This is a genomic window from Streptomyces sp. NPDC001744, from assembly GCF_042892575.1.
Classification (GTDB): Bacteria; Actinomycetota; Actinomycetes; order Streptomycetales; family Streptomycetaceae; genus Streptomyces.
Map to the genome: position 1 here is coordinate 1 of NZ_JBIAUG010000023.1, position 26,307 is coordinate 26,307.

At 72.0% G+C, this 26,307-nt stretch carries 20 protein-coding genes; 13 read left to right on the top strand and 7 right to left on the bottom strand.

The features are described 5' to 3' along the window. Positions 1 to 233: transposase family protein (locus tag ACFYZY_RS24455; protein ID WP_388697827.1), on the top strand; the 233-nt coding region annotated here is incomplete at its 5' end. Here the strand turns inward: ACFYZY_RS24455 and ACFYZY_RS24460 are convergent. Together ACFYZY_RS24460 and ACFYZY_RS24465 are read right to left on the bottom strand one after the other, a co-directional pair. After that, entirely contained in the window at positions 211 to 1,335 is a 1,125-nt protein-coding gene (locus ACFYZY_RS24460) for a hypothetical protein (protein ID WP_388697829.1), read from the bottom strand. The two genes, ACFYZY_RS24455 and ACFYZY_RS24460, sit on opposite strands and share 23 nt — an antisense overlap. A gap of 53 nt (positions 1,336 to 1,388) precedes the next feature. After that, positions 1,389 to 2,861, bottom strand: coding sequence for a tyrosine-type recombinase/integrase (locus ACFYZY_RS24465; protein ID WP_388697832.1), 1,473 nt, complete (start codon positions 2,859 to 2,861; stop codon positions 1,389 to 1,391). A 102-nt stretch (positions 2,862 to 2,963) separates the two neighbouring features. On the opposite strand from ACFYZY_RS24465, the gene ACFYZY_RS24470 reads away from it, so the two are divergent. The 9 genes from ACFYZY_RS24470 (at position 2,964) to ACFYZY_RS24510 (ending at position 13,387) form a co-directional block, all read left to right on the top strand. After that, a complete protein-coding gene (locus ACFYZY_RS24470) occupies positions 2,964 to 3,383 on the top strand; it encodes a hypothetical protein (protein ID WP_388697834.1) in 420 nt (139 codons plus the stop codon). 287 nt (positions 3,384 to 3,670) lie between these two features. Beyond that, positions 3,671 to 3,892, top strand: coding sequence for a DUF2945 domain-containing protein (locus tag ACFYZY_RS24475; RefSeq protein ID WP_388697835.1), 222 nt, complete (start codon positions 3,671 to 3,673; stop codon positions 3,890 to 3,892). Between the two features lie 31 nt (positions 3,893 to 3,923). After that, complete coding sequence (locus tag ACFYZY_RS24480; RefSeq protein WP_388697837.1) at positions 3,924 to 4,451, top strand: DUF488 family protein; 528 nt, start codon at positions 3,924 to 3,926, stop codon at positions 4,449 to 4,451. A 1-nt stretch (position 4,452) separates the two neighbouring features. Next, the gene (locus ACFYZY_RS24485) at positions 4,453 to 4,728 is read left to right on the top strand and encodes an MGMT family protein (protein WP_388697840.1); all 276 of its coding nucleotides are present in this window, start codon (positions 4,453 to 4,455) and stop codon (positions 4,726 to 4,728) included. Between the two features lie 800 nt (positions 4,729 to 5,528). Further along, positions 5,529 to 6,755, top strand: a complete 1,227-nt coding sequence (locus ACFYZY_RS24490) for a PP2C family protein-serine/threonine phosphatase (RefSeq protein ID WP_388697843.1) — start codon at positions 5,529 to 5,531, stop codon at positions 6,753 to 6,755. A 219-nt stretch (positions 6,756 to 6,974) separates the two neighbouring features. After that, entirely contained in the window at positions 6,975 to 8,291 is a 1,317-nt protein-coding gene (locus tag ACFYZY_RS24495; RefSeq protein ID WP_388697845.1) for a phytase, read from the top strand. A gap of 893 nt (positions 8,292 to 9,184) precedes the next feature. After that, a complete protein-coding gene (locus ACFYZY_RS24500; RefSeq protein WP_388697848.1) occupies positions 9,185 to 11,245 on the top strand; it encodes a carbohydrate binding domain-containing protein in 2,061 nt (686 codons plus the stop codon). A 202-nt stretch (positions 11,246 to 11,447) separates the two neighbouring features. Next, the gene (locus ACFYZY_RS24505) at positions 11,448 to 12,386 is read left to right on the top strand and encodes an adenosine kinase (protein ID WP_388697851.1); all 939 of its coding nucleotides are present in this window, start codon (positions 11,448 to 11,450) and stop codon (positions 12,384 to 12,386) included. A gap of 56 nt (positions 12,387 to 12,442) precedes the next feature. Then, complete coding sequence (locus tag ACFYZY_RS24510) at positions 12,443 to 13,387, top strand: aldo/keto reductase family oxidoreductase (RefSeq protein WP_388697853.1); 945 nt, start codon at positions 12,443 to 12,445, stop codon at positions 13,385 to 13,387. 253 nt (positions 13,388 to 13,640) lie between these two features. Here ACFYZY_RS24510 and ACFYZY_RS24515 read toward each other — a convergent pair whose 3' ends face one another. The 5 genes from ACFYZY_RS24515 to ACFYZY_RS24535 form a co-directional block, all read right to left on the bottom strand. Then, entirely contained in the window at positions 13,641 to 16,193 is a 2,553-nt protein-coding gene (locus ACFYZY_RS24515) for an alpha-L-arabinofuranosidase C-terminal domain-containing protein (RefSeq protein ID WP_388697854.1), read from the bottom strand. Positions 16,194 to 16,368: 175 nt separating this feature from the next. Continuing rightward, the gene (gene araD / locus ACFYZY_RS24520; RefSeq protein WP_388697857.1) at positions 16,369 to 17,115 is read right to left on the bottom strand and encodes an L-ribulose-5-phosphate 4-epimerase AraD; all 747 of its coding nucleotides are present in this window, start codon (positions 17,113 to 17,115) and stop codon (positions 16,369 to 16,371) included. Between the two features lie 34 nt (positions 17,116 to 17,149). Next, the gene (gene araA, locus ACFYZY_RS24525) at positions 17,150 to 18,658 is read right to left on the bottom strand and encodes an L-arabinose isomerase (protein ID WP_388697860.1); all 1,509 of its coding nucleotides are present in this window, start codon (positions 18,656 to 18,658) and stop codon (positions 17,150 to 17,152) included. 69 nt (positions 18,659 to 18,727) lie between these two features. Continuing rightward, positions 18,728 to 20,434, bottom strand: coding sequence for a ribulokinase (gene araB, locus ACFYZY_RS24530; RefSeq protein WP_388697863.1), 1,707 nt, complete (start codon positions 20,432 to 20,434; stop codon positions 18,728 to 18,730). Between the two features lie 625 nt (positions 20,435 to 21,059). Continuing rightward, a complete protein-coding gene (locus tag ACFYZY_RS24535) occupies positions 21,060 to 22,106 on the bottom strand; it encodes a LacI family DNA-binding transcriptional regulator (RefSeq protein WP_388697866.1) in 1,047 nt (348 codons plus the stop codon). Positions 22,107 to 22,328: 222 nt separating this feature from the next. Between ACFYZY_RS24535 and chvE the strand changes: the two genes are divergently transcribed. The 3 genes from chvE to mmsB are packed head-to-tail and all read left to right on the top strand — an operon-like array spanning position 22,329 to position 26,304. Continuing rightward, positions 22,329 to 23,438, top strand: a complete 1,110-nt coding sequence (chvE, locus tag ACFYZY_RS24540; RefSeq protein ID WP_388697869.1) for a multiple monosaccharide ABC transporter substrate-binding protein — start codon at positions 22,329 to 22,331, stop codon at positions 23,436 to 23,438. Between the two features lie 56 nt (positions 23,439 to 23,494). Next, positions 23,495 to 25,066 carry a multiple monosaccharide ABC transporter ATP-binding protein gene (mmsA, locus tag ACFYZY_RS24545; RefSeq protein ID WP_388698076.1) on the top strand — a complete coding sequence of 524 codons (1,572 nt, stop codon included), beginning with the start codon at positions 23,495 to 23,497 and terminating at the stop codon, positions 25,064 to 25,066. Then, positions 25,063 to 26,304, top strand: a complete 1,242-nt coding sequence (gene mmsB / locus ACFYZY_RS24550) for a multiple monosaccharide ABC transporter permease (RefSeq protein WP_388697871.1) — start codon at positions 25,063 to 25,065, stop codon at positions 26,302 to 26,304. Before mmsA ends, mmsB begins: the two co-directional genes overlap by 4 nt. The last annotated feature ends 3 nt before the right edge of the window (positions 26,305 to 26,307 follow it).

The following is a 26,307-nucleotide window of genomic DNA, read 5'->3' on the forward strand; positions in this document are numbered from 1 at the left end:
GTGCCTACATCGGGGCCGGGCCCTGGGTGACCACACCGATCAGACGGCTCCCGAACCGGGACCTCACCACGACCCAGCAGACGATCAACCGGGCCTTGTCAGCGGCGCGAGCACCGGTCGAACGAAGCGTCGCAAGGCTGAAGTCCTGGCACATCTTCCGCAAAGCCCGCTGCAGCCCCAATCGCATGACCGTCATCGCCGCAGCCGTCCTCACCCTGGAGCGTCAACGCTGAAAACGCTCAGCGACTTAAGCCCGCACTCGGCCAGGAACCGCTGCCGGTGATGCGTCGTCGACGTGGGCTTGTGGCCGAAGACGGGGGCTGCCTGGCCGGTCATCTGATTCACGGGGACGAACAGGTCATCGACGCCGGCCAGGTCGCGGGCCCGCTGACCGAGCCGCATCGCGAGGCGGATCACGCCTCCGGGTGTGCGGAGGTTGCCGCCGTCGCGCACGCGCATCGACTTGTCCCAGGCGCCCTGTGCCCGCCGTTTGAGGTACCGGACGCTGACGTACCCCTTCGAGGGGCTCATCAGGCAACCGGCCTTCAGGGTGCCGATGCATTCGGGTTCCATGCCCGTCTGGCAGCCCAGCAGAATCTGGAACCTGATCACGTCGTTCAAGCTCAGGTGCAGCCTCGCGTTGAGCCGGCGCATCCCCCCATGCGCCGCAATCCCCGTGATGTCCTGCTGCCCGGGCACCAGCGGCCCGCGGTGGGCGATGTACCAGCAGATGTTCTCCAACGCGTCCCAGCCGTGCAGGTCGGGATCACGGCCGGCGGCGGCCAGCCGTTCGCCCTCCAGGATCCGGTCCCGGATCTTGCCCACCTCGCTCAGCGCCGCGGCCTCCAGGGCATCGAACACCGGAAACGGGTACGCGTCCAGCGGCCGCTCAGAGCCGTGTTCCACACCGACCGGCAGGCCGAGGCGCTGGCGGAAGGCGTGGTTGAACGAAGCCGGGCTGTGCTGCTCAGTGAGCCGCAGCAGGCGGCACAGCTCCCGCATCCGTTTGCGCCGCCAGGCGCCGCTGGCCTTGCGACTCACGGGAAGCCTGGCCTCGTAGGCGTCCAGAAGTTCAGGCTCCAGGTCGCCCAGGTCGATCTCCTCGCCGAACTCCGGGCACACCATGCGGGTGAACAGCACGAAGTCCCGCAGTGTCTTGACGCGACGGCGCAAAACCTCCCGCCTGTAGTGCGTCTCGATCTGCTCGACCCCCTCCACGACGGCCTTACCGAAAGGCCGCACGAGTCGAGGCACCCCAATGTCGGAGAGGTCCACCTCCTCGCTCAGCCCTGACGGCATCGGTACGGTGAAGGCGATCAGCCCCAGATCTGGCACGGCCGCGGGCGTCTCTGCGGCTTCCGCTGGGCCGAACCTGACACGGCGCGGGCTCACCGGCCCACCTCGTCAACCTGCAGACCCTCCAGCACGGCGGAATGTTCGTCCCACTCCGCCAATGCGGCCAGCACGATCTCCTGAGCCTCATCCAGCACGTCGAGGTACTGGTGAACCGTGTGCTCGTGCGCATGGCCGAGAAGAAGCTGCAGCTTGCGCATCGGGTTGCCGATCAGCAACCGCTTGATCTGAGCGAGAGTGAACCGGCGGTCCTCCCTCATCCCCAGCGCGCGAACCGTCTGACGGAGCAGCAGACCCAGCATATGGACGGCGAACGTGTGCCTTAGCGTGTGCGGATGAACGTCGAAGTCGAGGCCGAGGGCTGCGCATCGTTCGTTCGCGCGACGGAAGGCCGACTGCCAGGTCGAACTCCTCAGCGGAAGACCGCTCTCCCCCAGCCACAGCCACAGCGGCCCCAGCTCCGCCCCGCGGGCATCCACCGACAGCAGGCGCAGCCTGTCCTCGTAGGTGAGGCTCGCATAGGTCCAGGCCCGGGAGCGCCCTTCAACAACCAGCGCCTGCCGGCTCGAGCGCATGACCCGGTAGCCGTCCTCCCACCCGTAGGCGCCGGCCGCGCGCCTGCGCTGGACCAGCTCGTCGCGTTCGATCGCGATGTAGTGGTGGAGGTCGCGCAGCACGCGCCGGCGCGCGTACACCGTCCGCGTCTTGTTCCGCTTCGTCGTGGCCTTCGACAGGCGGAAGCCACCCCGGTCGTGAGCCAGCGGCGGAACCTCCGGCAGCAACAAGCACGACGCCTCGGTCAGCCGCATCCCGGTGCACACCAGAAGGTCCGCGAACAGCGCGTTCCGCTCGCCGTTACGGCCCCGCCACTTCGGGTCCCGCCCACCGCCCGGAAGGAAGCCGCGCAGCCCCACGTCCCGCCACAGCAGATAGTCCTCGTAGGCCAGGAAGCGGAACGGCTGGCCGTTCTTGCCTGGCTCCGACTCCGAGTTCACCCGCACCTGCTTGGGCCCGTTCGGCGTCATCACCACCTTGTCGACGTACCCGAACGGCTCGGCAGCCAGGATCTCGGCATCCAAAGACCACGCCACCCACTTGTCCAGGGCCGCGATGTACCGCTGCCATGAGCCGTATTCGATCCGCTCGTCCGGATCCTTCGCGAACAGGCGGGCCTGCTTGAAGGCGCGCAGGTCCGCGCCGTCCATCTCCCAGATCGTCTTGCCGCCCCTGGCCTCGTGCAGGAAGCGGCAGGTCAGCATCAGTTCCGAGCAGTACGCCTCCTGCCCGTTGCGTGAGGGGACACCCCAACTCGGCAGATCACGCAGCATCCGGTTCAGCTCCGGGTCGTACGAACCGTCAGGCCCCAGGATGAACCGTTGCCCCTCCTCAACACCCGCCCTCCGCAAAACACCGTCCGCGTCGACCAGCCCCGCTATCTCACCGAACTCGACCACCGTGCGATGGCTCGCGACCACCGCCTCCCCACCGCCACCTTCTCCTGGACGCACCAAACCCACCCCTCCTCACTCGACGGCATGAGACACACCGAGCGGTCAGATAACCCGGTGATCTTTGAGACGCCTCATACTGCCGCGATAACGGACGGCCGTGTGCTGGTGCTGCTGGACCCGGACACGGGCACGGCCTCTCTGCCCGGAGGCGCTCCCGGCCCCGGGGACCGCGAGGACCCGCTGCTCGCACTGCGCCGGAAAGCCCGCGAGGAGGCCGCGGCCGAGTTCGGCGAACCGCTGCTCCTCGGGCACTTCTCCGGGCCCGGCGAGCCGGGTGTCCGTCTCCGCCACGCCGCCGCGCTCACCCGCCTCGGTCCCCCGCCCGTCGATCCGGTCACCGGCCGCGCCCGCATCCGGATCCTGGCCGCGCCCGAGCAGGCCCTGGAACTCTTCGACCGGGGTCCGCAGACCACCGACCCGCTCGCCGCCGTCCACCGGGCCCGCGCCCGGCTCGGCATCCCCAGGGCCGTACGCCGGCCCGTCACCGAACCGGCGGACGACACCGACCTCACCACCTGACGCCCCCGGACCCGGTCTCCGGACCCGGACCCGGGTCCGGGTCCGGAGACCGGGTCCGGGGAGAGGCGGGGCCGTACGAGCGGCGCGTCACGCGTGTGCGGTTCGTGGTTCTCCGCCGGCCGCCAGGGCCTCGGCACCGGGCGCTCCGATCCGTTCGCCGGCCGGCGTCCCCGCCCCGGCCGCGTTCCGACGGGTGGCGCGACGAGTGGCCCCTCGTACCGCTGTCGTCCTATCGTCCCGGTAAGGGACGTTTGCGCCAGAGGGGACGCGAGAGGAAGGGAAGGGACATGCCGGAGAAGTTCTCGGTGGGAGACCACGTCCGGTGGAACTCCGAGGCCGGGTTCGTGGAGGGGGTGATCATCCGGAAGCACACGGAGGACGTGGAGTACAGGGGACACACGCACCGGTGCACCGAGGACGATCCCCAGTACGAGATCAGGAGTGACAGGACCGGTCACATCGCCCTGCACAAGGGCGGCGCGCTGACGAAGTCGCGGACCCCTTCGTGACGGTGGCGCGCTCCCCCGGGCGGACGGCGGGATGACGAACCGGATCTGCACGGTGGGACATTCGACGCGCGGCTTCGACGAGCTGTTGTCGATGCTGCGGGAGAACGAGGTCACCTTTCTGGTCGACGTCCGCGCGTTCCCGTCGTCGCGGAAGTTCCCGCAGTGGAACCAGGAGGCGATCGTCGGGGCGCTGCCCTCCGACATCGGGTACCGGTGGCTCCGGAAGCTGGGCGGTCGGCGGCACACCCCCAAGGGCGTGGAGAGTCCGAACGGCGCGTGGAGGGTGAAGGCGTTCCGCGACTACGCCGACTACATGGCCACCGACGCGTTCGCGGAGGGGCTGGAGGAGCTGATCGGGCTGGCCGGGCACGAGCGACCGGCGATCATGTGCAGTGAGGCCGTGCCGTGGCGCTGCCACCGCCGCCTGATCACCGACGCCCTGATCGTCGCGGGCGTGGAGGTGGTCGACATCCTGTCGGAGACCACGACACGCCCGGCGGTCCTGAACGAGAACGCCCGTGTCCACCACGGGCACCTGACCTATCCGCCCGGACCCTGACATGGGTTTCGTCGAGGACGTACGTGCCGTGGTCGCCGCGATTCCGCCCGGAGCCGTGATGACGTACGGCGACATCGGCGAACGGGTGGGCATCGGCCCCCGGCAGGCCGGGCGGGCGATGGGCCTGCTCGACGACGGCGTCCCGTGGTGGCGGGTCGTTCACGCCGACGGCACCCCCGCGACCTGCCACGGCGGACGGGCGGTGGGCCTCCTCCGCGAGGAGGGCACACCGTTCCGCGGCGCACGGGTGGACATGCCGCGAGCCCGGCACGGGTAGACGGCGTCCGTCTCCGTCCTGTCCCGTCCTGCCAGGGGATCCGTCCGTCGCGCCGGCGTGCCGTCGGACCGAACACGTCGGGGGGCCCGGTCGCCGTCACCGGCGCCCGGGCCCCGAGCCTTCACCACCATGTGCCGGCCGAACCGCACCGGCCTTCTTCTTCCGCTCCCCTGCGCCCACCGGGGCGAAGGAGCGGGGATCGCGGCTGTGTGACCGGGGACCACCTTCCCATCCGGGGCCTGCGGTACCCGGGCGCGTACGCCCGGGCGATCCTGATGGCGTCCGCTCCTTACCTCTTCTTTCCTTCACTCCACCAACGGGTACTGCTGCGCGGCCCCTGGGACCGCCCGGCCCGGCGGCCAGCGGAGGAACCCATCACACCCGGCCCCACCACTCCACCGCCGTTCCGCACCTGCTGAACCTGCTCGCGCGGCAGTGCGTCCCTGCCGCGCCCTTCGGACTTCCTTGGCTACGAACAGAACACTAACCCCACCACCCGCCAATGTCTACCTTCGCCACGATAGATTTTCTACACCGGAACCCGACGGGAAACTACTCCGGGGAAGAGGGGGCACATCGTGCGCGACGGCGGGAGCGACGCTGCCGACGCGGGCCCTTGCGGTGCCGCCGGTGCGCATCCCCTCTCCCGCCGAACCGGCCCCGACACGGCATCCGCCCCCCGCCCGGCGGGGACCGACGTGCGGGGGAGGCGGGTCGATGCCGTCCCCGACGTGTCCGCTCGTGCATGATGCTCGCCACGGGCTCCGCGCCGGGAGCCGAGCGGGAAGGAAGTGGCAGTCGTGGGCACGGGACGGTCCGCTCTGGAACACCGGCGGCAGGCCGAAGAACACCCGTGGCCGCCGCGGTGGATACGCCGGCTGCCGCCCGCGCTGATCGTGGTGTCGATCGTGCTCGACCGGATGACACCGCCGTCCTACTTCTTCGGCTCGCTGCTCACGGCCTCGGTGGCGCTGGCCATCTTCGCCTACCCGCCGCTCGGCGTCGCCGCCACCGGTGCGGCGGCATGCGGCCTGCTGGCCGTCGCCGAGCAGGTCGAGGACGACATCGGTCCCCAGACCATCACGACGCTGATCGTGCTGGCCACGGTCACCCTGCTCTCCGTCGCGCTGTGCGCGGTGCGCGTCCGGACCGAGAAACGTTTCCGCCATGTGCAGGCGGTCGCCGAAGCGGTGCAACTTGCCCTGCTGCGACCGCTCCCCGCCCAGGTGGACGGGGTGCGGATGGCCGGTTTCTACCGGGCCGCCGACGACGAGGCGCTCATCGGCGGGGATTTCTACGGCGTCCGCCGGACCTCCTTCGGGGTCCGCGTGATCGTCGGGGACGTCAAGGGCAAGGGCATGGACACCACCCAGACCGTGGCCACGGTCCTCTCGTCCTTCAGGGAGGCGGCCCTGCTCCAGCCGACGCTCGCCCAGCTCGCCGACCGGATCGACACGGCGATGCAGCTCGACCGCGCCAACGCCGAGCCGCTCGCGGACCTCGACGGCGCACCGGACTCCGCGCCGCCGGAGGACCCCGGAGAGCCGGTGACGCTGGCGGACGAACTCTTCGCCACGGCGGTCCTGCTCGAATTCTCCCCGGACACACGTGAGATGCGGGCCCTGAACCGCGGTCACCAGCCCCTGCTCCTCGTCGGCTCCCGCGGCACGAGCGTCGTGCGGACCGAGCACAGCCTGCCACTGGGCATGGGAGACCTTCTGGTCGGACAACCGTCCACCGCCACCTGCCTGGTGAAACCCGGTGACATCCTGATCGCCTACTCCGACGGCGTCACCGAGGCACGCGACCGCTCCGGCGCCTTCTATCCCCTCCTCGAACGGCTGCGGGCCCACTGCGCCGACAGCGCCCGGCCGCTCTCCCCCCTCGCCATCATCGAGTTCCTCAAGCACGACCTCGCCCAGTGGGCCCCCGCCCTCACCGACGACATCGTCGCCATCGCCCTCCAGCCCTTTCCGCCGGCCCAGGAACGCGTGACCGCCGCCGATCCGCCGGCTCCCGCCGTCTGAGCCGTCCTCATTGCCCAACGCGCCGGGCTCCGGGCGCCTTGCCGGAGGAAGCCGGTGAACCGGGCGGTGCCGAGTGCGCGTTCGCCCGTCCGTCCGGCGATCGTTCACCTGGTGTACACGTCGGGCCGGGGTTACCCGTCGCCCGGTGGCCGCCGTGCCGACACGAGGGGGGCCCAGGCTCTCGCAGGACCACCCGCCCCCCTTTCAGAGGAGATCCGCGTGACCCGCTCCACGATCGTCCGGTCGTCCGTGCTGGCCGTGGCCACGGCCCTCGCGGCGGCCGCCCTGGCCGTGCCGGCCCAAGCCGGGGACCACCACCGCCTCTCCGGCGGTTCGCTGCCGTCCGTGACCCCCCGCGCCGAGACGCCGGTACTGCACGACGACGACGAGGGCGGCAACGCCGACGCGGACGACCCCGCCATCTGGCGCAACGCCGCCGCCCCCGGCCGCAGTCTCGTCATCGCCACCGCCAAGGAGGGCGGCCTGCGCGTCTACGACCTGGACGCGCGCCCGGTGCAGTCGATAGCCGCGCCTCCCGCCGCCGGGGAGGACGACGCCCCGGGCCGCTTCAACAACGTGGACCTCGTCCACGGTCTGCGCCTCTCCTCGGGGAAGGCCGATCTGGCCGTCACCAGCGACCGCGGCAACGACCGGCTGCGTTTCTACCGCATCGACCGCGACCGCGCCGGCGGCCCGCTGACCGACGTCACCGACCCCGCCGCGCCCGCCGTGTTCTCCAAGGACCAGGCCGAGGTCGACGAGCAGCAGACCGCCTACGGCCTGGCGACCTGGACCGATCCCGCGACCGGGAAGGCCTACGCCCTGGTCAGCCGCCGCGAGCGCACCAGCATCACCCTCCTGGAGCTGCTGCCGACGGCGGACGGCAAGGTCACCTACCGCAAGGTCCGCACCCTGGACCTGCCCTCCACCTTCCGCCTCCCCAACGGCACGTCGTGGTCGCCGTGCGCCGAGCCCGGCGAACTGCCGCAGGTCGAGGGCATGGTGGTCGACCCCGCGAACGGCACCCTGTACGCCGGCCAGGAGGACGTCGGCATCTGGCGCCTGAACGCCGACCTCACCGGCACCCCGAAGCTGATCGACAAGGTCCGTGAGTACGGCGTCCCCGGGGTGTACGACGAGGGGACCGAGGAGTGCGCGCCGGGCGCCGACCCCGGTTACGGCGGCACCAGGATCACGGCCGACGTCGAGGGCCTGACGCTGGTCGAGGAGGAGGACGGCGACGGTTACCTCCTCGCCTCCAGCCAGGGCGACAACACCTTCGTGGCCTACGACCGGGAGCTGGAGGACGACAACGAGTACGAGGGCGGCTTCCGGGTCGCGTCCGCGAGCGGCACCCCGGACGGATCGGAGGAGTGCGACGGCGCCGCCGCCCTGAACGCCCCCCTCGGCTCGAAGTACCCCCATGGCCTCCTCGTCGTACAGGACGGCCACGACTCCCCCGGTGACGGCGACCGTCCGTCGACCAACTTCAAGTTCGTCGACCTCGGCACCGTGATGGAGGCCCTCGACAACTGACGCCGGCGGTGCGCGCGGCGGGTCCGTCCCGTCGGCCGGCGAACGGCCCGGACCGTTCCGTCCGGACCGGCCGGCGGGACACCGCCTCGCGCACCCCCTCCCCGGGCCGGGGGGCCCCCCCCCCCCGGGGGGCCCGGGGGGGTGTTTTTTGCCGGGGGGGGCCGGGCGGGGGGGCGGCGGGTGGGGGAGGCCGGGGGGGGGGTCCGGCCGGGCGGCGGGCTACGGGCCCGCCGCGTCCCGCCGGGGGGGGGGGGGGCCACCCCCCCGCCCCCCCCCCCCCCCCGCCCGGGGCCCCCGCCCCCGCGGGGCCCCCCGGTCCGCTTTTCATGCCCGGGAGCGTCCGGAGCGGCGGCCTCGAGTTCGGCGATGCCGTGACCGGGTACATCGGCGGCGGCCACGGCACCGGCGGGTCCGCGAGCGGGTCGAAGTGCTCGGCCCGGAGTCGCCCACGGCGGGGAAGGGGAACGCGGACGGGCCGGCCGTCCGGTGGTCGGCGCCGTTCGTGAGGGACCGCGTCCCCGTGCCCGGCGCGCGGAGCCTGCCGGCGACCGGCTTCTCCGGCCGTAGTGGTGCAGCACGACCCGGGGCCGTCCGGGCCTTCCGGCGCGACGGACCGGTACGGCGGACGATGTGCCCGTGCGGCCGTGCGCGAGCGCCGTACGGAGCCGCCGGGCCGGCGGGCACGGAGGCGGCCCGCCCGCCGGAGCAGGTCGTTTCCCGGGGACGGAGAGCCGTCGTGTCCGATGCCTTGACCCCTCCGGGAGCCGGACCCTACCGTGCTCAAGACCTTGCGGAAAATTTCCGAAAAACCTTGCAACTCCTCGCGTTCACCGGCCCGTTCCGTCGATGCCGCGTGTCCGCGCCCCCCACCCCACCCCCACGAGGAGATCCCCATGAGGTTCCGCCTCAGAAAAGCCTCCCGCCGGGCCGGTGCCGCGCTCGCCGTCGCCGGCCTGACGCTCGGGCTCACCACGACGCTCGCCCTGCCCGCGCAGCGGGCGACGGCCGCGCCGGCCGTCAACGGGGCGAAGAAGGTCACCGCCGTCCTGTTCGAGTGGAACTTCGACTCGGTCGCCCGCGAGTGCGCCCGGACGCTCGGCCCCAAGGGCTACGGGTACGTCCAGGTCTCGCCCCCGCAGGAACGCATCCAGGGCAGCGCCTGGTGGACCGCCTACCAGCCGGTCAGTTACAAGATCCAGGGGCCGCTCGGCGACCGCACCGCCTTCAGGAACATGGTCGACACCTGCCACGGCGCCGGGGTGAAGGTCATCGCCGACACGGTCCTCAACCACATGACGTCCGGCTCGGGCACCGGAACCGCCGGGACGCGGTACACCAAGTACGACTACCCCGGCACCTACTCCGACGCCGACTTCCACGGCTGCCGCCGCCCGATCGGGAGCGACTACTCCGACCGCCGCACCGTCCAGGAGTGCGAACTCGGGGACACGGGCCGGCCCTCACTCTCCGACCTGGACACCGGCAGCGCCTACGTGCGGGGCCGGATCGCGGAATACCTCAACGACCTCCTGTCCCTGGGCGTCGACGGTTTCCGCGTGGACGCCGCCAAGCACATTCCCGCGAGCGACCTCAACGCCGTCCGCGCCAGGCTCAGCGACCCGGACGTCTACTGGATGCAGGAGGCCATCTTCGGCGGCGGCGAGGCGGTCTCCCCCTCGGAGTACCTCGGCAGCGGCGACGTCCAGGAGTTCCGCTACACGACCGACCTCAAGCGGGTCTTCACCCACGAGAAGCTCTCGTACCTCAAGAACTTCGGCGAGGCGTGGGGTTACATGCCGTCCGGCCTGAGCGGCAGCATGGTGGCCAACCACGACACCGAGCGCAACGGCAACAGCCTGAGCTACCGTGACGGCGCGCGCTACACCCTCGCCCACGTCTTCATGCTCGCCCACCCGTACGGCAGCCCGTCGGTCCACTCCGGTTACGCGTTCGGCAGCCAGGACGACGGCGCGCCGACCGGCCACGCCGTGCGCGCCTGCCACAGCGACGGCTGGTCCTGTCAGCACGCCTGGCGCCAGGTGGCCAACATGGTCGCCTTCCGCAACGCCACCGAGGGCACCGGCGTCACCGACTGGTGGGACAACGGCGGCAACGCCATCGCCTTCGGCCGGGGCGACAAGGGCTTCGTCGTCGTCAACCGCGAGAGCGGCCCGGTCACCCGGACCTTCCGGACCTCCCTGCCGGCCGGCACCTACTGCGACGTCCAGCACGGCGACCCGGTCGCCGGGGGCGGTTGCACCGGGACCTCGTACACCGTCGGCCCCGACGGCGGGTTCACCGCCACCGTGGCCGGTGACGACGCGCTCGCCCTCCACGCCGGCGCCCGGGGCGGGGAGTCCCGCGACAACACGGCCACCGTGTACTACGCCACGGACCGGAACTGGTCCGCCCACTACCTCCACTACGCCCCGGCCGGCGGCGCCTGGACCGCCGTCCCCGGTGTCGCCCTGGAACCGGCCTGCGCGGGCTGGGTGAGGAAGACCGTCCCCCTGGGCTCCGCCACGGCCTTCCGGGCCGCCTTCAACAACGGTGCCGGCACCTGGGACAACAACGGTTCCGCCGACTACTCCCTCGGGACGGGTGACGTCACCGTCAGGGGCGGGACCGTCGGCACGGGCAACCCGTGCGGGGGGCGGGAGGAGACCGGCGCCTCGTTCGCCGTCACCGCCACCACCGTGCCCGGCCAGAGCGTCCACGTCGTCGGCGACATCGCCGCCCTGGGCTCCTGGTCGCCCGCGAGCGCCCTCCGGCTGGACCCGGCCGGCTACCCGGTCTGGAAGCTCGACGTGAAACTGCCGGCCGGCACCACCTTCGCGTACAAGTACGTCCGCAAGGAGGCGTCCGGCGCCGTGACCTGGGAGAGCGGCGCCAACCGCACCGCGACGGTCCCGGCCTCCGGCACCGTCACCCTCACGGGCACCTGGCGCGACTGACGCCGCACGCCCGGACCGCGGGCGGGCCCGGCTCCGTGCCGGCCCGCCCGCTCCGTGCGTCCGGCCGCCCTCCGGAGACCCCACACCCCCGGCCGCAACGGCTTGCCGAAACACGCGGCAACGCTTTGCGGACTTGATCGGCCGACTGCTTGACTCGCCGGTGATCGGCGGCAGTCGCAGCCCCTTCGCGAGAGGAACAGCCATGAGCAGCGAGTACGACGTCCTCGTCCTGGGAGGGTCGGGCGTCGACACGATCGTGTACGTTCCCGCGCTCCCGCTCCCCTACGCCGACAGCTACATGATCCGGCCCGGCATCGAGACCCGCGCGGGCCAGACCGGGGACTTCGTGGCGCTGGGCCTGAACTCCCTGGGGCTGCGCACCCACCACATCGACATGATCGGCGACGACCCGTCCGGGGACCTCGTCCGCGCCTTCCACCGCGACCGGGGCATCGGCTTCACGGAGGTGCCCCTGCCCGGCGGGACGAAGCGGGCCGTCAACCTGGTCGACCCCGAGGGGCGCCGTCTCTTCCTCTACGACGACAGCCGTTCGCGGGAGTCCGACCGGCTCCCCGAGGAACTGGTGCGCGGGCTGGCCTCGGTCAGCCGTCACGCGCACGTCTCGATCACCCACCCGTGCGCCTTCGCCCTGCCCCTGCTGCGCGAGGCCGGCCTCACCGTCTCCACGGACCTGCACAACTGGGACGGCGAGAACCCCTACCACGAGGCGTTCGCCCTCGGCGCGGACGTGGTCTTCGTCTCCACCACCGCCCTGGCCGACCACGAACGGACCATGCGGCGCGTCATGGAACGCGGCCGGGCCGAGGTGGTCGTCGCCACCGCCGGCGCCGAGGGCTCCTACCTGCTGACGTCCGACGGCACGCTCCACCACGTCCCGGCGGTCACCCCCCGCGCACCGGTCGTCGACTCCAACGGCGCGGGCGACGCCTATGCCGCCGGTTTCCTCTACGGCCGCCTCACCGGCGAACCCCCCGCGCGGTGCGCCCTGTACGGCGCCGTCGCCGGGGCGTACGCCTGCACCGTGCCGGCCACCGCGAGCGACGCCATCGGCCGCGCGGCCCTCCTCGACGAGGCCGCCGCGCTCACCGGCCGGCGGAGCGGCGCGGAGGCCGGAGCGTGACCGGCCGCACCGGGGCCACGGCCCACGACCACGACAAAAACGAGGAGCGGCAGAACATGACGGAACCACCCGCCGCCGGTGGAGGACGCCTGGTGTACGGATGCATGGGTCTCGGCGGCGGCTGGGACACCCTCCCGTACGCGGCCGCGGACGTCGCCCGCGCCGAGGCGGCCGTCGGGGCGGCCCTCGACATCGGCATCACGGTGTTCGACCACGCGGACATCTACCGGTACGGCAAGTCGGAGGCCGTCTTCGGCGAGGTGCTGTCCCGGGCGCCGGGACTGCGCGAACGGATCACCCTCCAGACCAAGTGCGGCATCCGGCTCCCCGAGGACGGCCGGCCCGGCCTGTACGACCTGCGCGGTCCGAGCGTGCTGCGCCGGGTGGAGGAGAGTCTCACCCGGCTGCGGACGGACCACGTCGACGTCCTGCTGCTGCACCGGCCCGATCCGCTGGCCGATCCGGAGGAGCTGGCCGCCGCGCTCGCCTCCCTGCACCGGCAGGGCATGGTCCGCCGCTTCGGCGTGTCGAACATGCACGCCGCCCAGATCGCGCGCCTGCGGTCCTTCCTGGACCTGCCGCTGACCGTCAACCAGCTGGAGATGAGCCTGCACCGCCGGGACTGGGTCGAGGAGGGCGTGCTCGTCAACACCCCGGCGGGCGCCGGTGTCGGCTTCCCCGCGGGCACGGTGGAGTACTGCCTGGAGCAGGGCATGGAACTCCAGGCGTGGGGCGCGCTCGCCGGCGGCCGCTTCTCCGACCCGGCGTCCGGCCCGGCCGCCGCGCTCGTGGACCGGCTCGCGCGGGCCGCGGGCACCACCTCGGAGACCGTCGTGCTGTGGTGGCTCCAGCGCCATCCCGCCGGAATCGTGCCGGTGATCGGCACCTCGCGTCCCGAGCGCGTCCGCGCCTGCCGCGACGCCGTCTCGCGGGCACCCGCCCTCGGACACGAGGAGTGGTACGAGCTGTGGACGGCGGCACGCGGCGCGCCGCTCCCCTGAGGCCGCTCCGGTCGCGCCCGGGCCGGCGGGTCGGCGGGTGGCCGTACCGCTCACGCCCATCGCCGTGAGCAGGGCGCCCGCGGTGTTCCGACGGATGGTGACGAGCCGGCCGGGAGCGGGAAGCGGCTGCGCTTCCTCTCGTCCCGCGCACCGGCTCGTCCGGGGCCTGCCGGTGGCGCGGGCCGGCCGCCGCGCGCCGGGAACCCCTCGCCCCGCACCGTGGCGGTCACGGTGTGGGGCGAGGGCCGGGGGCTCAGCCGGTCCTGACGCGCAGGAAGGTGACCGAGTGGGCGGGGAAGGTGTGCGTGAAGGTCCGTCCGATGCCGTCCAGCGTCGACTCACGCGGCCGGATCGGCTGGGCGTCGGCGCCGTTCACCGCGTCCGGCGCGCCCTCCAGGGTCGTCAGGCGGGCCGTCGTGGCGACCTTGTCGGTGCCGAGGTCGACGCTCGTGCGGGCCGGGGCGGCCTGGGCGTTGACGACCTTGACGACCAGGTCCTTCCCGTCCCTGGTCACCACCTGGCGGAACGGTTCGGCAGCCTTGTCGTCGGTGAAGGAACCCCACTTCTGACCGTCCAGGTAGAGGGTGACCTGTCGGCCCCGCACCTGGACGCGGATGTCGTAGGCGCGGCCCGTCTCGACGGTGGTGGGGCTCTCCAGCAGGGTCTGCTTGCCCCCGTCGGCGCTCTTCTCGACGGCGGAGCGGGTGTTGCCCCAGCCGCCGAGGTTCCACCAGTAGTGGTTGCCGGTGTCGCGGACGCCGAAGGCGACGAGGAAGCCCTCCTTGCCGGACTTCTTCGTGGCCCTGACCTTCAGGTCGTAGTCCTGCCAGCCCGCGTCGCCCGCGGTGACCAGGGTGTCCTCGGCGGCCTCGTCGGTCTGGACGTACGCTCCGTCCCGGACGGTCCAGGTGCCGCGTCCGGTCGCCGGCTTCCACCCGGTGGCCCCGGCGGAGAAGTCGTCCTTCAGCAGGGTGGTGCCGTTCGCCGCGGTGACCTCGACGTCGTCGTAGGCGGCGCTGGTGGCCCAGGTGGACAGGCCCACCGCGCCCGTGATCGGTCCGGAGACGGCGGGGGTGCCGGAGGCGCGGCTCGGCACGACCCGGTCGCCGGTGTTGTTCATGAAGAGCTTCTGGACCTCGTAGCTGGTCGATCCCCAGGAGCGGTTGTTGTCGAACCAGATCATGTCCGGCCGCCACTGGTTCTTGTCGACGTCGGCCAGCAGCGGGGCGTACGAGGCGAGCTTGACGACGTCGGCGTTGCGCTCCAGGCCGGTCATGAACGCGGCCTCGGAGAGGGCGTTGGAGAACTTGTTGTCGCGGGAGGCGTACTCGCCGAGGAAGACCTTGGGCCCCTTGCGGTCGTACGAGTCGTAGCGGTTGTTGTTCTCCAGGAACCACTGCGGCGAGTTGTAGTAGTGCTCGTCGACCAGGCCGACGCCCGCCTGCCGGTTGAGGTCCCACAGCCGGTCGAAGGTGGCGCCGCTGGACGCGGGGCCGGAGTTGGACACGATCGTGATCTGCGGGTACCTGGCCGCGATGGCCTTGCGGAACTCGGTGAAGCGGGCGAAGAAGGCGTCGGGCAGGTTCTCCTCGTTGCCCACGCCCAGGTGGGTCAGGTTGAAGGGCTTGGGGTGGCCCATCTCGGCCCGCTTGCGGCCCCAGGTGGAGGTGACGGGGCCGTTGGCGAACTCGATCAGGTCCAGGGTGTCCTGGATGTGCCGCTTCAGCAGGGCCGGGTCGTCGGTCGCGCGGTTCTCCCCGCAGCCGGTGACGAGGGCGGGCACGACGGGCAGCGGCATCGCGCCGATGTCCTCGGCGAACTGGAAGTACTCGTAGTAGCCGAGGCCGTAACTCTGGTGGTAGCCCCAGAAGTTGGCGTTGACCGCCCGCTGTTCGACCGGGCCGATCGTGTCCTTCCACTGGTAGGAGCGGCGGCGCTCCCAGTTCGGGGCCTCGTAGGCGTAGTGGCTGCCGGTGTTGACCAGACAGCCGCCCGGGAAGCGGAGGAAACCGGGGTCGAGGGCGGCGATCTTCTCGGCGAGGTCCTTGCGCAGGCCGTTCTCGCGGCCCTTGTAGGTGTCGCGGGGGAAGAGCGAGACCATGTCGAGGCGCAGGGTTCCGGCGCCCGCGGCCGTCACCGCGAGCCGTCCGGTGGTGGTGGTCACCTTGGGGACGAGCGTGCCGGTGTACTCGGTCCACCGGTCGCCCCGTACGGTGACGGCCAGCGGCGCGCTCAAAACGGTCCCGTCGCCGGTGCGCAGTTCGGTGGTGAGGCGCGTGCCGGCCGCGTCGTCCGTGCGGGCCCAGACGGAGAAGTCGTACCGCTTGCCCGCCTTGAGGGCCATGCCCGCGCCGTAGCCGCTGTTGACGATGCCGAAGCGGCCGGTGGCGCCGCCCGTGCCGGCGAGGTCGACGCGCAGGTGGTTGCGGTTGCGTTCGTTCAGCCGCTCGGCGTCGTCGACGACCCGCAGGGTGCCGGTGGCGCCGCCGGACGCGGTCTGCTGCCAGGCGGTCAGCGGGGTGTAGGACCGGTTGTCGACGGGGCCGTACTCGAAGGAGCGGTTCTGGACGAGTTCGGCGTAGAGGCCGCCGTCGGCGGCGTTGTTGATGTCCTCGAAGAAGACGCCGTACAGGGTGGGGTCGATCGCCGGTCCCTCGCGGCCGGCGTCGACGGAGAGGGTGTAGTCCGTCGCGGCGGGGTCGGCCGCCGCCGGGGACTGCGTGAGGAGTCCGGCGGCCAGCGAGGTGGTCAGCAGGCCGCTGACGACGACTCCGGTTCTTCTCGTGATGCGGTTGCGTGTGCGCAAGGCGGCTCTCCTTGAGGGGGACGGTGCGGGGCGTCGTGCTCTCGGCGCGCGGTGTGGTGCGGGCGGGGAACCGGCGTTCCCCGCCGTCCGGGCTCCCGTCGCCCGGGTGCGGGTCCGTTCCGGCGCGCCGTCACGGCGCGGCGCCCCGGTGAAGCGCCGCGCCGTGAGGATGTGGTCACACGGCCGGGGGGTTGCCGTAGTAGGCGCCCGGTCCGTGCTTGCGCGTGAAGTGGCGGTCCAGCAGGTGCCGCGGGGGCTCGACCGCTCCCAGGGCGAGGGTGTGGAGGGCCATCTCGGCCACCGCCTCGCAGACGATGGCGTGCTCCAGGGACTTGGTGGCGCCGGCGCCCCAGGTGAAGGGCCCGTGGTGGGCGACCAGGGCGCCGGGGACCTCGGCGGCCCGGGTGTCGTCGCCTTCCAGCAGGTCCACGATGACCTGGCCGGTGTTGTACTCGTAGTCCTCGGCGCACTGGCGGGGGGTGAGGACCCCGGTGACGGGGACGGGGCCGTTGAAGGTGTCGGCATGGGTCGTGCCGAGCACCGGTATGGGGCGCCGGGCCTGGGCGAAGGCGACGGCGTGGGTGGAGTGCGTGTGGGTCACTCCCCCGATGGAGGGGAAGGCCAGGTAGAGGCTCCGGTGCGTCTCCGTGTCGGTGGACGGGCGCAGCCGGCCGTCCACGACCTTCCCGTCGGCCAGCGAGACGACGACGAGGTCATCCTCGCTCAGCGTCTCGTAGTCCACCCCCGACGGCTTGATGACGAAGACGCCGGCCTGCCTGTCCACCCCGCTCACGTTTCCCCAGGTGAGGGTGGCGAGGCCGGCCCGGGGGATGCGGAGGTTTGCCTCCAGCACCTCCCGGCGCAGCTCCTTGGAGACGGTCGTGGTCACGGAGGGCTCCGTCCTGGCGGGGGTGGCGGTCACGGGCGCCCCTGCGGGGCGGAGGAGGTGCGGGCGGTCACAGGCTCTGGGCCAGACGGTGGTAGGCCTGGTTCCAGCGCAGTTCGCGCGTGAAGCGGCGGACGGTGGTGTCCTCGTCGATGACGGCGAGTTCGGTCCGCAGCATCTCGGCGAGGTCTTCGAGCTCCTCGCCGCCGAGGGCGGTGGTCAGGACGGTGTGGTGCGGCGCGCCGGCCGTCAGCCACGCCTCGGTGGAGGTGCGCAGGTCGGGGCGGGGGCGCCAGACGGCCCGGGCGACGGGGAGCCGGGGCAGCGGCTCGGGCGGGGCGACGACGTCGATGTGGTTGGCGACGAGGCGGAACCGGTCGCCCATGTCGGCGAGGCCGACGACGACGGCCGGGCCGGGGGCCGCGTCGAAGACGAGGCGGACCGGGTCCTCGCGCCCGCCGATGCCGAGCGGGTGGATCTCGCAGCTGGGCGTCGCCGTCGTGAGGGTGGGGCAGACCTCGAGCATGTGGGCGCCGAGGATGAGCTCCCGGCCGGGTGTGAGGTCGTAGGTGTAGTCCTCCATGAAGGAGGTGCCGCCGGGCAGGCCGTCCGCCATCGTCTTCATCGTGCGCAGCAGGACGGAGGTCTTCCAGTCCCCCTCGCCGCCGAAGCCGTAGCCGTCCGCCATCAGGCGCTGCACGGCGAGGCCGGGCAGCTGGCGCAGGCCGCCGAGGTCCTCGAAGTTGGTGGTGAAGGCGCGGAAGCCGCCTTCGGTGAGGAAGGCGCGCAGACCGGCCTCGACGCGGGCGGCGTAGCGCAGGGACTCGTGGCGTTCGCCGCCGGGCCGCAGTTCGGGCGCGAGGGCGTAGAGTTCCTGGTACTCCTTGACGAGCGCGGTGACGGCGTCCTCGTCGGCGGCGTCGACCGAGGCGACGAGGTCGTTGACCCCGTAGGTGTTGACCGAGACCCCGAAGCGGAGCTGTGCCTCGACCTTGTCGCCCTCGGTGACGGCGACGTCGCGCATGTTGTCGCCGAACCGGGCGAGCCTGAGGGTGCTCAGTTCGGCGCGGCCGACGGCCGCGCGGGCCCATCCGGCGATGCGGTCGACGACGTCGGGGGTGGTGACGTGGCCGGCCACGGTCTTGCGGGGGACGCCGAGGCGGGTCTGGACGAAGCCGAACTCGCGGTCGCCGTGGGCGGCCTGGTTCAGGTTCATGAAGTCCATGTCGATGGTGGACCAGGGCAGCCGGCGGTTGGCCTGGGTGTGCAGGTGCAGGAGGGGCTTGCTCAGCGCGTCGAGGCCGGCGATCCACATCTTGGCCGGGGAGAAGGTGTGCATCCAGGCGATCAGGCCGATGCAGCGGTCGTCGGCGTTGGCCTCCAGGCACACCCTGCGGATGGCGGCCGCGTCGGTGAGGACCGGCTTCCAGACGACGCGGACCGTCATTTGCGGCTGGTCGGCGAGGGTCTCGCAGATGGTGCGTGACTGTTCGGCGACCTGGGCCAGGGTCTCGTCGCCGTAGAGGGCCTGGCTGCCGGTGAGGAACCAGATCTCGCGGTCGGGCTGGGCGGACGTCATGTCGGGTGTGCTCCTCGGAGGTGCGCGAGTGGAGAGGTCGGGCCGATGGAGGCCGGGGAGGCGGCCCGGTCAGCCGGTGGTCGCGGTGCGGGCGGCGTTGCGGATGCGCCGCAGGCGGTGCAGGAGGAGGTCCGTGCCGGTGCCGAAGTGGTCGTGCAGGGCGCGGTACTCGCCGAACAGCGCGTCGTAGGCGTCCGCCCGCGCGGGGTCGGGCACGTACGCGTGCCGGCGGACGCTCCCCATGACGGCGGCGGCGGTCCGGACGTCCGGGTGGGCGCCGGCGGCGACGGCGGCGTGGATGGCCGAGCCGAGCGCCGGTCCCTGCTCGGAGGTGCCGAGGGAGACGGGGCGGCGGAGCACGTCGGCGTAGATCTGCATGAGCAGGGCGTTCTTCTTCAGGCCCCCGGTCACGATGAACTCCTCGACGGGGACGCCGCCTTCCTCGAACGCCTCGACGATCATGCGGGTGCCGTAGGCGGTGGATTCGAGGAGGGCCAGGTAGACGTCCTCGGGGCGGGTGTCGAGGGTGAGTCCGGCGACGACTCCGGAGAGGTGGTGGTCGACCAGGGTGGAGCGGTTGCCGTTCATCCAGTCCAGGGCGACCAGGCCGTGCGCGCCGACCGGGCGGCCGGTGGCCTTGCGGGTCAGGAGCTGGTGCAGGTCCTCGCCCGAGGCCTCGGCCTCGGCGCGGTAGTCGTCCGGGACGCCCTGGCGGAGCCACCAGGCGAAGATGTCGCCGACCGCGCTCTGGCCGGCCTCGTAGCCGTAGGCGCCCTCGACGATGCCGCCGTCGACGACTCCGCAGATGCCGGGGACCTCGGCGAGGGCGGCGCCGTTGAGGACGTGGCACGTGGAGGTGCCCATGATGGCGAGCATCCGGCCGTTCTCCACGGCGCCCGCGGCGGGCGCGGCCACGTGGGCGTCGACGTTGCCGGCGGCGACGGCGATGCCCTCGGGGAGGCCGGTCCACCGGGCGGCGCGGCCGCTCAGGGTGCCGACGCGGGAGCCCAGCGGCGACAGCGGGTGCTCCAGGCGCGTGGCGGGGAAGTCGGCGAAGTCCGGGTGGAGGAGGCCGAGGAAGCCGGGCGAGGGGTAGGCGCCGTCCTGGTGGATGCCCTTGTAGCCGGCGGTGCAGGTGTTGCGCGACTCGGTGCCGGTCAGCTGCCAGACGATCCAGTCGGCCGCCTCGATCCAGCGGGCGCAGGCGGCGTAGGCGGCGGGGTCCTCCTCGAGGACCTGGAGGGCCTTGGCGTACTGCCACTCGGAGGAGATCCTGCCGCCGTACCGCGCGATCCACTTCTCGCCCCGGGCGTGCGCGAGGGCGTTGATGCGGTCGGCCTGGTCCTGGGCCGCGTGGTGCTTCCACAGCTTGGGCCAGGCGTGCGGGCGGTCGGCCCACTCGGGCGTCAGGGCGAGGGGGGTGCCGTCCGGCGTGGTGGGCAGGACCGTGCAGGCGGTGAAGTCGGTGGCGATGCCGATGACGTCGGCGGGACGGACCCCGGCGTCGGCGACCGCCGCCGGGACGGCGGTGCGCAGGACGTCGCGCCAGTCCTCGGGGTGCTGGAGGGCCCAGTCGGGGGGCAGGGGGGTGCCGCCGAGAGGGAGACGGTCCTCGATGACGGCGTGGCGGTACTCGTGGACGGCCGAACCCAGTTCGGCGCCGTCCCGGACCCTGACCACGACGGCACGCCCGGAAAGGGTGCCGAAGTCGACTCCGATCGTGCAGGCCTCGGGATCGTGGCGGTCTGCGGGGCCGGAAAGGGCAGGTGTGGTCACGATGCGGTCTCTCTCGTCATGGGCTGGGGGCCGGGAGCGCCCTCGCTGATTGTTAACGCTCACATTTAGGTTCGACAAGAGCTGGGTGCACTTCTGTCCAACATTCGACAGGAGGGCGGGCTCGGGAAGTGAGCGCTCACCCATACGGCGGAGAGGGTCCGCCCGCCCCCGCCCCCGCCCGGCGCGGTCGGCGCGGTCGGCGCGGTCGGCGCGGTCGGCGCGGTCGGCGCGGTCGGCGCGGTCGGCGCGGAGCGGACCGGCGACCCGAAGGATGCGCGGGGCGGCACGGACGGGGGCGAAGGGGCGAAGGGGCGGCGCGAACGGGGGCGGGACGAGAACGGGACGGCGTGCGGACGGACGCCGACGGACACGGAACGGACGACAGGCGGACGGGGCGGCAGGCAGACGGACACGCAGGTCACGGGCACGATACGGTCCGGGCCGTACCACCGGGAACACCCGCGACACCGGGGGGACGCCCGGAGCGCTCGGGACGGCCGGAAGAGGAACGGCCGGGAGGGGAGCGGCCTGGAAGGGAGCGGCCTGGAAAGGAAGAACCGGGAACGCTCGGGGAAGGGGTGCCCGGCAGCCGAGCGGCCAGGAGGGACGCGCGGGTGCCGTCGCGTCAGACCTCGTCCGCCGGGCGCGTACTGGCGCGCATGATGAGCTGCGGTTCCACCAGGAGGTGCTCGGCCTTCCGGGCGCGCCCCTCGATGTGGTCCACCAGGAGCCCGATGCTGCGGCGCCCGATGGCGGTGAAGTCCTGGCGGACCGTGGTCAGCGGCGGGGGGAAGTACTCGGCCTCCGGGATGTCGTCGAAGCCGGCGACGGCCACCTGCGCGGGGGTGCGGATGCCGGCCTCGCGCAGCGCCCGCAGGACCCCGAGCGCCATTTGGTCGTTGGCGACGAAGACGGCGGTGACCGGCGCCGTTCCCCGGCGGGCCAGGGCGAGGCCCGCGAGCTCCTGTCCCGCCCGGTAGCCGGACAGCGGGCTCCAGTCGCCCGCCAGGACGCGCGGGGGCCGGATGCCGCTCTCCTCCAGGACGGCGCGCCATCCGGCGGTGCGGGCCTCGCTCTCCAGCCAGTCCTCGGGCCCCGCCACGTGCCAGACGGTCTCGTGTCCGGCGGCGAGGAGGTGTTCCGTGACCATGCGGGAGCCGAGCTCCTGGTCGAGGGAGACGCCGGGCAGGTCGAGCTGGTGCCCGCCCTCCACGGTGACCACGGGGAAGGGCGCGTCGAGTTCGGCGAGCGCCTGCACGTGCGAGCGCTGGGGGGTGATGGCGACGACGCCCTCCACGCCCCAGGACGCGAGGTGGTCGATGGCGTCCTTGAGCCCCTCCCCCTCCCCCGTGCGCAGGTTGACGGTCGAGACGAGGTAGCCCTCGTCCCGGGCCGCCTGCTGCAGTCCGGTCATGGTGCTGGCCGGGCCGTAGAGGGTGGTGTTGACGGCGATGACGCCCAGTGTGCGCGTGCGGCGCGTCACCAGCGCGCGGGCGGCGGAGTTGCGCCGGTAGCCCAGCCTCTCGATGGCCAGGGTGACCTGCTCGCGGGTGGCCGCGCGCACGTTGGGGTGATGACTCAGCACCCGGGAGACGGTCTGGTGGGACACGCCCGCCTCTCGCGCGACATCGGCCATCGTCGGCGGGCGGACGTCTTCCGCGGGATGCGCCACGTTTGCCTCCCTTCTTTCCGCTTACGGCTGCGTATCGATACGAGAAAAAGCCTAGCGCCTCTTGTATCACGTTGTTGTGAGCGCTAACAATCTAGCTGGCCGGGTCCGCGGACTCCGGCCGTCAAGCCGGGACGACGTCGCCCGGCGGCGCGGGGAGACGCGCTGCCGCCGGGGCCGCCCCGGCCGGAGCCACCTCGACGACGGGATTGCCGGGTACCACCCATGAAGAAGTTCCGAGCCGCATCCGCCCTCCTGGCCATGACCACCGGTTGTGCCCTGCTCCTGACCGCCTGCGGGCAGAACAGCGAAGGGGGGAGCCGGGAGTCGAAGGACAAGAAGGACCTGACCATCGGCATCGCCATGCCCACCAAGTCCTCCGAGAGGTGGATCGCCGACGGCCGGAACATGACCGAGAGCCTGAAGCGGGCCGGCTTCTCCACCACCCTGCAGTACGGGGAGGACGACCCCGACCAACAGGTCGCCCAGATCGAGAACATGATCACCCAGGGGGTCGACGCCCTGGTCGTGGCCGCCATCAACGGGGAGGCTCTGACCAACGTCCTGCAGCAGGCGGCGGACGCCCACATCCCGGTGATCTCCTACGACCGGCTCATCCTGGGCTCCCCGCACGTCGACTACTACGCCTCCTTCGACAACGAGAAGGTCGGCGAACTCCAGGCGACGTACATCGTCGAGAAGCTGGGACTGAAGAACGGCTCCAAGAAGGGGCCCTTCAACATCGAGCTGTTCGCCGGTTCCAACGACGACAACAACACCAAGTACTTCTTCAACGGCGCCATGAAGGTGCTCAAGCCCTACTTCGACAAGAAGCAGCTGGTCGTGCGTTCCCAGCAGACCCGGCTCAACCAGGTCACCACGCTGCGCTGGGACGGGGGAACGGCCCAGAAGCGCATGGACGACCTGCTGACCTCCTCCTACTCCACCGCCCGGGTCGATGCCGTGCTCTCGCCCTACGACGGCATCTCCATCGGCATCCTGTCCGCCCTGAAGTCGGACGACTACGGAAGCGCCGCCAAGCCGCTGCCGGTCGTCACCGGACAGGACGCGGAGATCGCCTCCGTGAAGTCGATCATCGCCGGCCGGCAGACCCAGACCGTCTACAAGGACACCCGCGCGCTCGCCAAGGTCGCCGCGGACATGGTGACCGCCGTCCTCGACGGCAAGAAGCCCCGGGTCAACGACGAGACCACCTACAACAACGGCAAGAAGGTGGTCCCGGCCCTCCTGCTCGACCCGGTCAGCGTCGACAGGTCGAATTACCGGAAGGTCCTGGTCGACTCCGGCTACATCAACGCCGAGGAGCTCCGGTGACCTCCGCCGCGACCGGCTCCCCCGCGGCCTCCGTCCCGGCCGGCCCCGTCCTCGAGATGCGGTCCATCGTCAAGACCTTCCCCGGCGTCAGGGCACTGTCCGAGGTGACCCTGTCCGTGGAACGCGGCGAGGTGCACGCCCTGTGCGGGGAGAACGGCGCCGGCAAGTCGACGCTCATGAAGGTCCTGTCCGGCGTCCACCCGCACGGAACCTACGAGGGCGAGATCCTCTTCGACGGCGAACCGTGCCGGTTCAAGGACATCCGGGCCAGTGAGCGGCGCGGCATCGTCATCATCCACCAGGAGCTCGCGCTCGTCCCCCACCTGTCGATCGCCGAGAACATCTTCCTCGGCAACGAGCCCGCCCGGCGGGGGGTCGTCGACTGGTGCGAGGCCCTGCGCCGCGCCTCCGCACTGCTCGGGCGGGTCGGGCTGGACGAGCACCCCGAGACCCGGGTCGCCGACATCGGCGTCGGCAAGCAGCAGCTCGTGGAGATCGCGAAGGCCCTGGCGAAGGACGTCCGGCTGCTGATCCTCGACGAACCCACCGCCGCGCTGAACGACGAGGACAGCGCGAAACTGCTGCGGCTGATGCAGGAGTTGAGGGACCAGGGCATCACCTCGATCATCATCTCGCACAAGCTGAACGAGATCGCCCGGGTCGCCGACTCCGTCACCATCCTGCGCGACGGGCGCTCCATCGAGACCCTGGACGTCAGGGACCCGGCCACCACCGAGGAGCGCATCATCCGCGGCATGGTGGGCCGGGACCTCGACAGCCGCTTCCCCGACCGCACGCCCTACACGGGCGGGGCCGGCGCCGTCCCCGCCCTGGAGATCCGGGACTGGACCGTGCGCCACCCCCTCGACCGCGGCCGCAAGGTCGTGGACGGGGTCTCGCTCCGGGTCCGCCGCGGGGAGGTCGTCGGCGTCGCCGGACTCATGGGCGCCGGCAGGACCGAACTCGCCATGAGCGTCTTCGGCCGCTCCTACGGCCGCTACGAGCGGGGTTCGGTCCTCAGGGACGGCCGCGAGGTACGGACCCGCACGGTCCCGGAGGCGGTCGCCCACGGCATCGCGTACGTCACCGAGGACCGCAAGCACTACGGTCTCGACCTCGGGGACTCCGTGAGCCGGAACATCTCGCTCGCCTCCCTCGGGAGCCTCGCCCGCCACGGCGTCGTCGACGGCCACGAGGAGCGCAAGGTCGCCGAGCGGTACCGGCGGACCATGAACATCAAGACCCCGAACGTCCTCGAACCGGTCGGCCGCCTCTCCGGCGGCAACCAGCAGAAGGTCGTCCTCAGCAAGTGGATCCTCGCGGGTCCGGACGTCCTGATCCTCGACGAGCCCACGCGCGGGGTCGACGTGGGAGCCAAGTTCGAGATCTACACCGTGATCAACCGGCTCGCCGCCGAGGGCAAGGCGATCCTCCTCATCTCCTCCGAGCTGCCCGAACTCCTCGGCATGTGCGACCGCGTCTACACCATGGCCGCCGGACGGCTGACCGGTGAGATCACCCGCGGGGACGCCACCCAGGAAGTCCTGATGCGGCACATGACGCAGGACCCCTCCGCACCGCCGGCGGTCACCGCAAGCGCCGCCCCCAGTGAAGGACACCAGGAATGAGCACCAACGTCAGCACGAACACGACCACCCCGGCACCCCCGGGCGGCGTCCGGCCGGCCGGGACGCCGGTGGGGCGGGTGCTCCTGGACGGCGTCCGGCGCAACATGCGCCAGTACGGCATGCTCTTCGCGCTCGGCCTGATCGTGCTCCTGTTCCAGATCTGGACGGGCGGCGACCTCCTGCTGCCGCGCAACGTCTCCAACCTGGTGCTGCAGAACAGCTACATCCTCGTCCTGGCCATCGGCATGATGATCGTCATCATCTCCGGGCACATCGACCTGTCGGTGGGCTCCCTGATGGCCCTGGTCGGCGGCGTCGGGGCGGTGCTCATGGTCGAGCACCACGTCTCCTGGCCCGTCGCGGCGCTCCTCACGCTCCTGCTGGGAGCCGTCGCGGGCGCGCTCCAGGGGTTCTTCATCGCGTACGTCGGCATCCCGTCGTTCATCGTGACCCTCGCCGGCATGCTGCTGTTCCGCGGACTCACGGAGATCTTCCTCAAGGGGCAGACCCTCGGGCCGTTCCCGGACGGGCTGCAGAAGATCGCCAACGGCTTCCTCCCGGAGGTGGGGCCGCAGACCAACTACCACAACGTGACCCTGCTCCTCGGCCTCGGGCTGGCCGCCTACGTGGTGTTCCAGGAGGTCCGGGACCGCCGCCGCCGGCGCGAGTTCACCCTGGAGGCGCTCCCCGCCGGCCTGTTCGCGCTGAAGGTCACGGCACTGGTGGCCGCCGTCCTGGTCACCACCCTGCTGCTCGCCAGCTACAAGGGCGCCCCCGTGGTGCTCCTGGTCCTGGCCGTGCTGCTGGTCGGCTTCGGCTACGTGATGCGCAACGCGGTGATCGGCCGTCACGTGTACGCGATCGGCGGGAACCTGCCCGCCGCGAAGCTGTCCGGCGTCAAGGACAGGAAGGTGACCTTCGCGGTCTTCCTCAACATGGGGATGCTCGCGGCGCTCGCCGGCCTCGTCTTCGCGGCCCGCTTCAACGCGGCCTCGCCGAAGGCGGGCGTGAACTTCGAACTGGAGGCCATCGCCGCCGCGTTCATCGGCGGGGCGTCGATGAGCGGCGGCGTCGGGACCGTACTGGGGGCCATCATCGGCGGCCTGGTCCTCGGCGTGCTCAACAACGGCATGAACCTGGTCGGGGTGGGGACCGACTGGCAGCAGGTCATCAAGGGGCTCGTGCTGCTCGCGGCGGTCGGCTTCGACGTGTGGAACAAGAGGAGGGCGGGCGCCTGACCG